This is a genomic window from Ligilactobacillus aviarius (genome assembly GCF_001654615.1).
GTDB classification, from domain to species: domain Bacteria; phylum Bacillota; class Bacilli; order Lactobacillales; family Lactobacillaceae; genus Ligilactobacillus; species Ligilactobacillus aviarius_B.
In genome coordinates this window covers 23,270-35,034 of the sequence record NZ_LWUD01000022.1, presented here as the reverse complement: position 1 = coordinate 35,034, position 11,765 = coordinate 23,270, and the positions used below count along the sequence as shown (strand labels likewise).

12 protein-coding genes and 1 riboswitch are annotated in these 11,765 nt (G+C 39.8%); of the genes, 7 read left to right on the top strand and 5 right to left on the bottom strand.

Annotated elements, in window-relative coordinates:
- Positions 1 to 147: 147 nt before the first annotated feature.
- From A3O17_RS04715 to A3O17_RS04705, 3 genes are all read left to right on the top strand, one after another.
- Positions 148 to 1,338, top strand: a complete 1,191-nt coding sequence (locus tag A3O17_RS04715) for an acetate/propionate family kinase (RefSeq protein WP_064212773.1) — start codon at positions 148 to 150, stop codon at positions 1,336 to 1,338.
- A gap of 116 nt (positions 1,339 to 1,454) precedes the next feature.
- Entirely contained in the window at positions 1,455 to 1,673 is a 219-nt protein-coding gene (locus tag A3O17_RS04710; protein WP_081255620.1) for a hypothetical protein, read from the top strand.
- Between the two features lie 467 nt (positions 1,674 to 2,140).
- Entirely contained in the window at positions 2,141 to 2,923 is a 783-nt protein-coding gene (locus tag A3O17_RS04705; RefSeq protein ID WP_064208308.1) for a glycerophosphodiester phosphodiesterase family protein, read from the top strand.
- Between the two features lie 184 nt (positions 2,924 to 3,107).
- On the opposite strand, the gene A3O17_RS04700 is transcribed toward A3O17_RS04705, so the two are convergent.
- On the bottom strand, positions 3,108 to 3,359 hold the full coding sequence (locus A3O17_RS04700; protein ID WP_057827213.1) for a GlsB/YeaQ/YmgE family stress response membrane protein: 252 nt from the start codon (positions 3,357 to 3,359) through the stop codon (positions 3,108 to 3,110).
- 35 nt (positions 3,360 to 3,394) lie between these two features.
- Positions 3,395 to 4,177 (bottom strand): hypothetical protein, encoded by a 783-nt coding sequence (locus tag A3O17_RS04695; RefSeq protein WP_064212772.1) that lies wholly within the window; start codon positions 4,175 to 4,177, stop codon positions 3,395 to 3,397.
- A gap of 135 nt (positions 4,178 to 4,312) precedes the next feature.
- On the opposite strand from A3O17_RS04695, the gene A3O17_RS04690 reads away from it, so the two are divergent.
- The gene (locus A3O17_RS04690; protein WP_064212771.1) at positions 4,313 to 4,690 is read left to right on the top strand and encodes a DUF302 domain-containing protein; all 378 of its coding nucleotides are present in this window, start codon (positions 4,313 to 4,315) and stop codon (positions 4,688 to 4,690) included.
- A 32-nt stretch (positions 4,691 to 4,722) separates the two neighbouring features.
- Here A3O17_RS04690 and A3O17_RS04685 read toward each other — a convergent pair whose 3' ends face one another.
- A complete protein-coding gene (locus tag A3O17_RS04685) occupies positions 4,723 to 4,998 on the bottom strand; it encodes a hypothetical protein (protein WP_064212770.1) in 276 nt (91 codons plus the stop codon).
- A gap of 60 nt (positions 4,999 to 5,058) precedes the next feature.
- Positions 5,059 to 5,823, bottom strand: coding sequence for a CPBP family intramembrane glutamic endopeptidase (locus A3O17_RS04680; protein WP_064212769.1), 765 nt, complete (start codon positions 5,821 to 5,823; stop codon positions 5,059 to 5,061).
- Positions 5,824 to 6,040: 217 nt separating this feature from the next.
- Here A3O17_RS04680 and A3O17_RS04675 point away from each other — a divergent pair, with 217 nt between their 5' ends.
- The 3 genes from A3O17_RS04675 to mnmG all read left to right on the top strand — a co-directional run bounded on the left by A3O17_RS04675 (position 6,041) and on the right by mnmG (position 10,944).
- The gene (locus tag A3O17_RS04675) at positions 6,041 to 7,261 is read left to right on the top strand and encodes a coiled-coil domain-containing protein (RefSeq protein WP_064212768.1); all 1,221 of its coding nucleotides are present in this window, start codon (positions 6,041 to 6,043) and stop codon (positions 7,259 to 7,261) included.
- A gap of 344 nt (positions 7,262 to 7,605) precedes the next feature.
- The gene (gene mnmE, locus A3O17_RS04670) at positions 7,606 to 8,997 is read left to right on the top strand and encodes a tRNA uridine-5-carboxymethylaminomethyl(34) synthesis GTPase MnmE (protein WP_064212767.1); all 1,392 of its coding nucleotides are present in this window, start codon (positions 7,606 to 7,608) and stop codon (positions 8,995 to 8,997) included.
- 21 nt (positions 8,998 to 9,018) lie between these two features.
- Positions 9,019 to 10,944 carry a tRNA uridine-5-carboxymethylaminomethyl(34) synthesis enzyme MnmG gene (mnmG, locus tag A3O17_RS04665; protein ID WP_064212766.1) on the top strand — a complete coding sequence of 642 codons (1,926 nt, stop codon included), beginning with the start codon at positions 9,019 to 9,021 and terminating at the stop codon, positions 10,942 to 10,944.
- A 187-nt stretch (positions 10,945 to 11,131) separates the two neighbouring features.
- Here the strand turns inward: mnmG and A3O17_RS04660 are convergent, their stop codons facing one another.
- Positions 11,132 to 11,557: a universal stress protein gene (locus tag A3O17_RS04660; protein WP_081255619.1), complete on the bottom strand. Its 426-nt coding sequence runs from the start codon at positions 11,555 to 11,557 to the stop codon at positions 11,132 to 11,134.
- A 111-nt stretch (positions 11,558 to 11,668) separates the two neighbouring features.
- A riboswitch (Fluoride riboswitch) is annotated at positions 11,669 to 11,730 on the top strand.
- The last annotated feature ends 35 nt before the right edge of the window (positions 11,731 to 11,765 follow it).

Below are 11,765 nucleotides of genomic sequence, written 5' to 3'. Positions count from 1 at the left end.
TTTGAGGCGTGGTTTTTATTAAAAATTTGTTATAAATTAGTTTTCTAATGGCTAAAATCTTAATAATAAAAGGAAAAGTTGCTTGCAATGTACTTTACTTAATGGTATCTTCATTTTAGATTTTTTGTATTTAAGGGAGAAATTCAATTGGAAAAGACATTAGTTATTAACTCAGGAAGTTCAACTTTGAAGTTCAAGTTATACTTGATGCCGGAAGAAAAGGAAATTGCAAAGGGATTACTTGAACGGATTGGATTTGACGGTTCAGCGATTAAGATCGTCTATGGCGATGGCAAGCAATATACCGAAGAATTACCGTTAGCTAATCATGCGGTCGCCATCAAAGAGATGCTGCGGTTATTGAAAGAGCTTAAAATCGTTGATGATTTTGAAGAAATTACGGGGGTTGGTCACCGGGTCGTTGCCGGGGGCGAATATTTTGATCAGTCAGTCGTAATTGATGATGATGTAATTCAAAAAATCGATGAATTGGCTGATTTTGCACCATTACATAATCCGAATAACTTGATTGGAATTCAAGAATTCAAGAAATTATTACCGGACGCAACCGCGGTCGCTGTTTTTGATACGGCCTTTCACCAAACGTTACCGGAAGAAAACTACATGTACAGTACGCCGTACGAATGGTATGAAAAATATGGCGTTCGGCGTTACGGGGCTCACGGAACAAGCCACCAATTTGTTGCCGAAAAAGCGGCTGAATATTTAGGCAAACCATTAAAAGATCTAAAAATGATTACATGCCATTTGGGTGCTGGTTCTTCAATGTGCGCCATTAAGGATGGTAAGTCATTTGATACTTCAATGGGCTTTACCCCGTTGACAGGGATTACAATGGGAACGCGTTCAGGAGACGTTGACTTTTCATTAGTTGCTTATGTAATGAAAAAAATGCAAACAACGGATGTTGATGCAATTTTAGATACATTGAATAAGAAGTCAGGACTGCTTGGGGTTTCAGGACGGTCACTTGATATGCGGGACTTACAAGCCGCTGAAAAAGACGGCGACCAACGGGCATCCCTTGCCATTCGGCTTTTTGTAAAAAATATTGTTCGGTATATCGGTCAATATTATGTTGAAATGGGCGGTTTAGATGCCATTGTCTTTACTGCTGGAATTGGTGAAAATGAAGGGGCAATCCGGAAGCGGATCATCGACCGGCTTTCATTCATGGGTGTAGCAATGGATGATGCGAAGAATGATGCCAACGTTGATGGCGTTGTTTCAACCGCGGATTCAAAGATTGCTGTGTTACGAGTTCCAACAGATGAAGAATTAATGATTGCACGCGACGTTGAACGGTTGAAAAAATAATTAATTGAATGCTAAAGAAGTCGGCGAAAGCCGGCTTCTTTTTTTATGAAGCGCTTGCAAATGAGAGCAAGCTAAATATAATAGAAATTAATTTCAGGGGAAAGAAGGAAGTTATAATGTTATTAATGCGGATTTTTGGGGTTGTCTTATTTTTAATTGGGCTTTGGCAGTTTTATGCAACGTGGAAATATCATCATTTTTTAACAACGAAGGGAACGGATAATGCCTTTAGCCCGCTTGCGTTGTATTATGGCCTTGCTTTGGGAATTGTTGCCTTTTTACTTGGCCTAGGTCTGATGATTTCACCGCAATGGATGTACGGTCTGATCCAGTAAAAAGTTAAAGAAAAGGTTAAGCAAAAATATTCAGGAAAGAAAAATTAGAATTCAGGAAATTTTAAATTATTTTCATTAGAAAAGAATAATATAGTAATTGAACATAGATAGGTTCTATGTAGAAGATAAACACTTTAATAATGACAAACAGTGGTATTAATTTTCACTTACTCAAACTTATTATTGTACGAATATTTAAACCGTCAAATACATGTTTACAATGTATTTACTCTTTGACAATAGATATAATCTATGAAATAGTATCCTCTCCCAACCGATACTGAAAATGATTAACCTAGACCATTGTTTAGTCAATTGCTTGCGAAGGCTCGCCTTGCTCTTGACCCCTTTATAATTTATGGTAGAGCTTTCAGAAGCGTTGAAGATGAGACCGCCCAGTCCCATCTTTTTTTATTAGCTGAAAAAGATTAAAATAAAGCTAATTTAAGCAAAGGAAAGTGAGCAGGATGGGACAGCATAAAATAATTGCGCATCGCGGAATGTCGACGTTAGCGCCTGAAAATACAATGGCGGCGTTTGATTTGATGCCACGATACGATGTAAATTGGCTTGAAACGGATCTCGCAATCACGAATGATGAAAAATTAGTAATTATGCATGATGGTGATGTTGCCCGGACAACGAATGGGCGTGGACGAGTAACAGCGTTCAGTTTTGAAGAACTGCACCGGTTATCTGCAGGAGCGTGGTTTGATTCGAAATTTAGAAATGAAAAGGTTCCGACTTTTGATGATGTGATTGATTTTGTTAACCGGAATCAAATTAACCTTAATTTAGAAATCAAACCGATCAACGGAAAGGATGCCGCTCGTTTGACCCGTTCAATGGTGCGGCAGTTGGCAAACCGAATTGATCGAATCGATTCGCGAATTCGGGTGATCATTTCCTCGTTTTATCCAGATATTTTAATGAAGATGAAGCAGGTGCGGCCGGATTTAGAATATGCGTGCCTGTTTAACCAATATACCCTTTCATTAACGAAACCCTTAACAGGTCTTTTAAATACTAAAATTGTTCATCCGGATAACCGCCGATTAACGGCTGCCAAAGTTCGACGGCTGAAGAAGGCCGGGTATGAAGTTAACGTTTGGACAGTGGATAAGATCGATCGGGCTAATCAGTTGTTTAACTGGGGCGTTGACGGGATCTTTACCGATATTGGCCAGGATTTTCCAAATCATCGCCAAGAACAGATTCAGGATAGTCATTATTTGACGACCTGGTTTTAGGTTTCATGTGAAACAAAAAGCGGTTGTGACACAAGTCGCAACCGCTTTGCTATATCTTTATAATCGGGTTCCAAAACAAACGGAGCTACGACGCGAAGCTGGTGAAGCTCGAAAATCTCCGAATCTCGTTCGTTTTTCTGCTTCCACCACGCTCGTTTTTAACGTTTTGTCACACCTTCGCTTTTTATTTAATCAAAAGTTTTAAAACAAGTGAAACGATTAGGACAAGAATGACAGCCCCAATGATTGACGGGATAATTGCCATTCCGGCAATTACAGGTCCCCAAAATCCGAGTAGATGTTCGCCGAGTGCGGAACCAATTAAACCAGCAATGATATTCGCAATCCAGCTCATTGACCCTCGCCGGTTTGTCAACCAACCTGCAATTGCGCCGATAACGGCCCCAATAATTAGGACCCAAATTAAATGTAACATTTAAATTCCTCCTTCTAACTGATGTCTTATTATAATCAATTAAGTTTAAAATCTTTTTCAATTTGTTTAATATTTTGTGGTCGAAGAGTAATTTTTAATACTAAATAGATAAATAGCAGGAAGAAAATAATATTAATAATTCCATTCCCAAATAACGGTGCAATGTGGGTTAGGATCACCGCACAGAACGTTTCGATAAAACCAAAGAAAATCGAAACGATAATGTTGACGCTTCGGAGGTAAAAGAGTCCGCACATTAGTCCGAATGCAAATTCAGCAACGAGTTGATAAATTGTTGAAAGAACGCCCCCGTACATGTTATTGAGAATAAATACTTCAAAAACACTGAACAACGCAGAACTTAAGATTAAACTTTTAAGGATGACGTTGGAAGAAGGTTGCCAATTATGAATCATTGCAGGCATTAAAATGGCGTAGAACATGATGACTGGAATTGTTGCGGATGCTAGGATGAAAAACAGCCAGAAAAACGGACTGAGTGAAATTTCAAGTGAGGTTGCCGATGGAACCGTCTTAAACATTGCATTGATCGCAATTACAAAAATCAGTGCAAAAACCAAAAGCCAGCCAATCCGTTTAAAGCCGTACCATTCAAAATAGATCTTTTCTTTTGTATACAGCCAATTAATTGCGAGGGCAATGACGATCGTAATCAAGTTGCTGATCAGCATATCATTTGCATTGATCCGAACATGAAGTGCCCGGCAAACAATGTGCAAAAGCAACATTCCGCATAGCCATAACAGTAACGTGATCCATACTCGTTTAAAATCTTTTGTATTTTTCTTTTCAGTCATAATTTAGTCCTTAAATTTATTTTTATTACTATATTTTAATACATATCCCGGATGAATTAAATTTAAAGCAGGCATGAAATTCAAATAAAAGTAAAATTAACGGTATAATTAAAGTTAAGAAAGGAAGCGGAAGCAATGGAACACGTTATCGTTGATTCAAACATTGATACGGTCGAAAAAAAGGTCGTTGATTTTATTCACGGAAAAGGATTCAAGGTTTTTGATAACATTGATCAAAAAGCCGAAGCTGATAATGTTGGCCTTGAAATTCCTGAAACCCGGTTGATTATTTTTGGAAATCCAAAAGTTGGAACATTATTAATGCAAGAAAATGATGATGTTACCTTTGAATTACCAATCAAGGTCTTATTGATTGCAAAGGATGATCAAACGGAACTGATTTACCGTGATCCATGTGATTTCCCGGGAAATGATCAGTTAAAGGAACAAGGGAAAAAAATCATTGAAAAGATGCACCACATGTATCAAGAAATGATGGAAGCTGCGAAATAAAAAATTGCACCATGCTGAATGGTGCAATTTTTTTACTTAAATGCAATGTAAATCTGGTGACTCCGAGGAAATTCGATGTTCATCCGTTCCTTTAAAACCGAAATACATTTTTGTTGATTCAATTTTGAAGCTTGAAAATGTTTAAAACCATTTTCGTTTAATTGATAATTACCACCGTTTTGGGTAATTTCAATTTTCCGATCCCGTTTCCATGTTGTCAGGATCACATGAAGCCGTTTGCCAGTCTTCATTCGCTTTTGAATCATTACTGAAGCGTTATTCCGCGTGATTAATTGCAAATTATTCATCTCCGTTTCATCTACTCTTAATTTTACAAATTTTAAAGATAAAAAGCACGGATAAAGTAATTACAAATTAAAATCGCGCTTGATTTGGTTTCGCGGACGCGGTTTAAGTTGGAAAAATAAGACCAATAACGCCACGATCAGAATTGGGAGCGCAGCGCCCCACCCGGCCTGGCTTTCGGTAGTATTAGTCAAGCTAATCGAAGTAAAGTCCACGAGCAGGTGGAACAAAATCGGGGTGATCAAATTATTTGTCCGCAAATACATGAATGCTAAAATCACTCCCAAAGAAAAGGCGACCACGATTTGAACAATGGTATTCGGAAGCGGCTGTGAAAAAGCATTAACGGCGTGGGTAAGGCCAAAAATCAAGCTGCTTAAAAGCACGCCGCCTAAAATTGGATTTTTTCCCCGCCAATTATGAATCAGACTTCCAAGAATCATTCCGCGAAAGGTAAGTTCCTCAGCAGTCCCAATTAGAGCCGCTAAAACGAGATAAAGTCCAATATGGTGCATCTGACGATGATTTAAAATAATGGCGATGATGTAATAACCGATAAAAAAGTCGACCATCCAGGATCGCAGAAAGATGTTCCAGTTGCTAAAATGGAATTTTTCTTTGGTATAAAAATGGTTAATTAATAAAGTGGCGATAATGATGCCAATTTCGCATCCGCCTTGAAGAAGTAATTGGCCTTTAAAAAGGGTAATGTTTAATTTTTCTTGAACAACTGCAAGCAGGATATTAATTCCAAAAAAGCAGATGATCCAAAAAGCCCAGGAAAGCCAGGGTTTACTGATTTGCTTTGAATGATTGGCTGGTGCCATTCAAATTCCTCCTCCACTGAGTCTTTAATCCTAACTATAACAGAAATTGAGATGAAGACTTACTGATTACAATCTAAATTCCAAAATTTGATGATCAAAGGGTTAAAAGCTGGTAAAATCTTGGATTATTCTTCACATCGATCATTACAAAATGGTAAAATTAAAGTGATTTTATTTGAAACGATTAAATCCGATATTTAGCAAAAGAGGTATCCGAATGAAGAAATCATCAGTTTTTGATCAGAGGACATCTGCTTTGAAAAAAATTGTAAAGGGGCGCAAAGCAGAAGCTCAATCATCAGCTGCGACGGTGGAATCTGCCACTCCAACGGCATCTTCACGGCGGGCGTCCCTTGAAGGTCAACTTGATGCGGCGCAAACTAAATTGCGTGAATTAAGTCATGAAATTGAACAGTTGCAAACGGCGGTCGATACTCAGCACCGGCAAGCAGATCAAGCAAAGCAGGCGGCTCAAACCGCACAAGCCGAACAACAACGCATTGAAGAACAAAAAGTTCAGGCGCAGCAAGATCTTCAAAGTGCCACGATTGAAAATATCAATAAGCTGAGTCAAAAAATCAGCAATAAGCAAAATGATATTTTGATCGATCGCCAACGAATCGATGAATTAAAAGATGCAAAGGACACGGGAAAACGTTCAGCGGAAGATGAGGCCCAAATCAAGCGGTTGAATGAACAGCAAAAAGCCCTTGAAGAAACGCAGACTGAAGTTCAAAAAAACGTTGACGGGGCAAACCAAATCGTTCAGCGCGAAGTTCAGGCAGTTGAAAAGGCCAAGGTCGAAATCAGCGACGCGGCTGATCAAGATGTTCAGCAGGCCCGGGAAAAACTTCAAACGAAGCAGATCGATTTAAATACTGCCCGGTATAATTTACGGGGAGCTGAACGGAAGTTAGCGGATGTGAAGGAAAATCTAACGGAAGTTAAAAATCAAACAAGCCTTCTTCAAGGCGATGCGGCTGCGACCCTTCAAGCTACAAAAGAAAAGTTAGCGAACGATGAGCAGCTTTTGGTTGATTATCAAAATCGGTTGGCGGTTCTCCAAAATGCGAATAACCGGATGCAAAGTTTACGGGCTGAATTGCGCCGGGCAGAGGAAGCTGTTCAACGCGAAACCCGGAAACGGGAAAATCTTCAGCAAGAATTGGCTGAAAAGATCAACCAGTTAACGGTGGCGAAACGCAAGGGCCTTGATTGCCAACAAGAAATCGAAGAATTACAGCGCAAGTTACGGACAGCGCCGCAACCGGAAATTCAAAAGCCGGCAGTTTCGAACCAGCGATTGCCGCAAGTGGGTGAAAATGCTCATCATCACGGAACGCCTAAGCGGACATCCTTACTAAAAGTTGCTGCATTAACGGTTTCAGAAATCCTTACCCGGCTTGATTTCGGCCACCATAAAAAGCGCAAGGAATAGTAAAGAGAAGTTAAAACTTTTGCTAAAAATCGTCATATAAAATTCATAATTACGGGGCATACTAAAAGCATAGTAAATAACATCCCTAGTTATTTGCTACCTAACATACTCCAAATATACAATCCTTTTTCTCTAATCTATGGTTACATAGATTAGAGTTTTTTTATTATGGTGATTTCTTGACTTTTAAAAAATAACCAAGTAAGATTAACCACGAGATAGTTTGAATAGTAGATAAAGTAGTCAAAGTGCTTTATCCACGCTTTTTAGTAGTCGCTAATTGGTGTGGTGGAGGCACTTTTTTATTTTTTTCAGACTAAATTAGTGAAGAAAGGGATTCGGAAATGGTAGAAGAACAAACAGAATATGATACAATTGCTGCAATTTCGACTCCGCCTGGTGAAGGCGCAATTTCAATCGTGCGTCTAAGCGGGGACGATGCATTGCCAATCGTCATGAAGATGTTTAAGGGGAAGGACTTAACAAAGGTCCCAACGCACACGATCAATTACGGCCACATCATTGATCCGAAAAACGGCGAAACCGTCGATGAAGTTATGGTAACCGTTATGCGGGCACCGAAAACATATACCCGGGAAGACATTGTTGAAATTAACTGTCACGGCGGAATCGTTCCAACCAACAAGATTCTGCAATTATTGCTGACAAACGGTGCGCGGATGGCTAATCCAGGTGAATTTACTGAACGGGCCTTTCTTCACGGTCGAATCGATTTGACCCAAGCAGAATCAGTCCTTGATATTATCAAGGCTAAAACTGACCGTTCAGCCAAGTTAGCGCTTGATCATCTTGGTGGAAGTTTAGCAAAGTTGATCCGTGGATTGCGTGAAGAAATTCTTGATACCTTATCAAAGGTTGAAGTTAATATTGATTATCCTGAATATGATGGGACAGAAATGATTACCACAAAACTTTTGAAGGAACGGACGATCGAAGTTAAGAAGAAAATTGATAAGTTGCTTGAAACTGCTCAAGGTGGAAAGATTTTACGTGAAGGACTCGCAACAGCAATTGTTGGCCGACCAAATGTTGGAAAATCAAGTCTTTTAAATTATCTTTTACATGAAGATAAGGCAATTGTTACTGATGTTGCCGGAACAACCCGTGATGTAATTGAAGAATATGTCAATATTAAAGGAATCCCATTGAAATTGATCGATACAGCTGGAATTCGTGAGACAGAAGATAAGGTTGAAAAAATCGGGGTTGAACGGTCACGCAAGGCAATCGACCAGGGCGACTTGGTAATTTTAGTATTGAATGCCAGTGAACCGTTGACGGATGAAGACCGGCAGTTGATCGATTTGACGAAGGATAAGCAACGGATCGTGATTTTGAATAAGACCGACTTGCCGCAAAAGATTGAAATCGATGAAGTTGAAGATTTAGTTGGTAAGGAAAACATCATTCAAACATCAATTCCAAATGATATCGGCGTTGACGATGTTGAACAACGGATCAAGGACATGTTCGCTAATGGAATTGAAAGTTCACAAAACGCGGTCATCATCAATAATGCCCGGCACGTTGCCTTGTTAAATAAGGCTGCTGACTCATTGGATGCCGTTTTAGTTGGAATTAAGAATGGGATGCCCGTTGATCTTTGTCAAACCGATATGCGCGATGCTTGGGAAGACTTAGGTGAAATTACCGGGGATTCATATAAAGATGAATTGTTGGATGAATTATTCAGCAAGTTCTGCTTAGGAAAATAAAAACGATTTAAGGAGAAGACAATGCAAGTAGCAAAAGGAAAACCTTATAAGGCAAAAGACTACGACGTGATCGTTGTTGGTGCGGGGCATGCCGGCTGTGAAGCAGCATTGGCAGCTGCCCGGATGGGAAATAAAACCCTTTTAATGACGATCACCCTTGAAATGGTTGCATTTATGCCATGTAACCCATCTGTCGGCGGTCCGGCAAAGGGAACCGTTGTCCGTGAAATTGACGCTTTAGGCGGTGAAATGGGCAAGAACATCGATAAGACGTACGTTCAAATGCGGATGTTGAATACAAGTAAGGGTCCAGCAGTCCGTGCATTGCGGGCCCAAGCCGATAAGCGGCAATACTCAATTGAAATGAAGCATACCCTTGAAGAAGAACCGAACTTAACTTTACGGCAAGGAATGGTCGATGATTTGATCGTTGAAGACGGCGAAGTTAAGGGGGTTGTTACAAGTACCGGGGCGCATTACGGTGCCAAGACCGTTGTTTTAACAACCGGAACATCTGCCCGCGGGAAGATCATTATCGGGGAATTAATGTATTCATCAGGTCCGAATAACTCGCAACCGGCCCTTGAATTAACGAAAAACCTTGAAGAAAAGTACGGCTTTGACATTGTCCGGTTTAAGACCGGGACCCCGCCGCGAATCGATGGCAACACGATCCACTATGATGAAACGGAAGAACAGCCAGGAGACGCTGAAGTTAACCACTTTAGTTTTGAAAGCTCTGATGATGAGTATATTCCCGTTAAGGATCAATTATCATGCTGGCTGACCTATACAAACGAAAAGGTTCACCAAATCATTCGGGATAACCTTGATCGGGCCCCAATGTTTACCGGGGTAATTGAAGGGGTCGGTCCGCGTTACTGCCCTTCAATTGAAGATAAGGTCGTTCGGTTTGCTGATAAAGACCGGCATCAACTTTTCCTTGAACCTGAAGGACGGAAGACGGATGAGTACTACATTGATGGCTTATCAACTTCATTGCCTGAAGAAGTTCAGTTACAAATGATTCACAATGTTAAGGGCCTTGAAGATGCCGAAATGATGCGTCCGGGATACGCAATCGAATACGATGTTGTTTCCCCGTATCAATTACGGCCAACCCTTGAAACTAAGTTGATCAAGGGTCTTTATACGGCAGGTCAGATCAACGGAACGTCAGGTTATGAAGAAGCTGCTGGTCAAGGGTTGATTGCTGGAATCAATGCCGGCCGGCACGCTTTAGGCAAGAAAGAAATCGTGCTTAAACGGAGCGATGCTTACATTGGCGTTTTGGTCGATGACTTGGTTACAAAGGGAACGAATGAGCCATACCGGTTGTTGACTTCTAGGGCTGAATATCGTTTAATTTTACGGCATGATAATGCGGACTTGCGGTTAACGGATATCGGGCATGAGATCGGTTTGATTTCAGATGAACGGTATGCAAAATTTGTTCAAAAACGGCAAGACATTGAAGATGAAAAGAAGCGGCTTGAATCAATTCGAATCAAGCCAAATCCGGAAATTGATGCTTATCTTGAAGCTCATGGCGACAAAGCATTGAAGGATGGCGTATTAGCCAGTGACATGTTACGGCGGCCATATATGAGCTACCAAGACCTATTGAAGTTTATTCCTGCTCCGGACCATGAACTTGATAAACGGGTCATTGAACAAATCGAAATTCAATACAAATATGAAGGCTACATCAAGAAAGCGGAAGAAAAAGTTGAAAAACTTCACCGGATGGAAGCTAAGAAGATTCCTGCAAATATTGACTACAAGGCAATTGACGGGTTAGCAACGGAAGCGGTTGAAAAATTAACAAAGATTCAACCCGAAACGTTGGCTCAAGCAAGCCGGATCAGCGGGGTCAACCCAGCTGATATCTCAATTCTTGCAGTTTATATCCAACAGGGAAGAATTGCAAAGAAAACAGAAGAATAAGAAAAAAGCTGTGATTTTAATGTCACAGCTTTTTGATTCTTAAAGAATCATTACTTGAACGACGATTAAGTGGCAGGCCACTTCCAGTTTCTAGAATCCACCAAATTGATATGACTAAAATAAAATGTTTAATTTTAGCTTTTATGTTATTAAATTTGAACTGCGATTTAGACACTCTCTTTCAAATTTAATTACGAACGATTAAAACATCACATACAGCACGTTGGGCGACGTATTCGGCAACGGATCCGAGAAAAAGTTTTTCAATTTCATGCATTCCTGTAGCGCCCATTATGATTAAATCAGAATGTTCATTTTGGGGAATGTCTTTTGAAATTAGCAATTTAGGGGAGCCGTATTCAATTGAATAATTAGTCGGAATATCAGCTTTTTCAGCGATAGTGACCATTTCTTTCAATTTCTTTCTGGCAGTGTTAGAAACTTTTTCGATGATTTCATCGTCCGCAACTGCCACGTTGTCAAAGATCCGGGTATCAATAACATGGACTAAGTGAAGATGTGTTTGATTGTCTGCAACTTTTAGTGCTTTTTGAAAAGCGAGTTTTGATTGATGGGAGTTGTCGATGGGGACTAAGATATTTTTGTAAAACATAATGATTACCTCTTTCAAATTAATTAACAGGGTATTTTAATACAAAAGAATTTTTAAATCAATTATCAAAATTATTTGAATTTTATTTTTGAAGTGTTACACTAAGGGTGTAATAAGAAAGGCGATGGTGTTCGCCGTTAGACCGAGTAAAATCTGATGACACCTGTTGTTTACAAAGCAACAGGTGTCATCTTTTTTTATTTAGTTT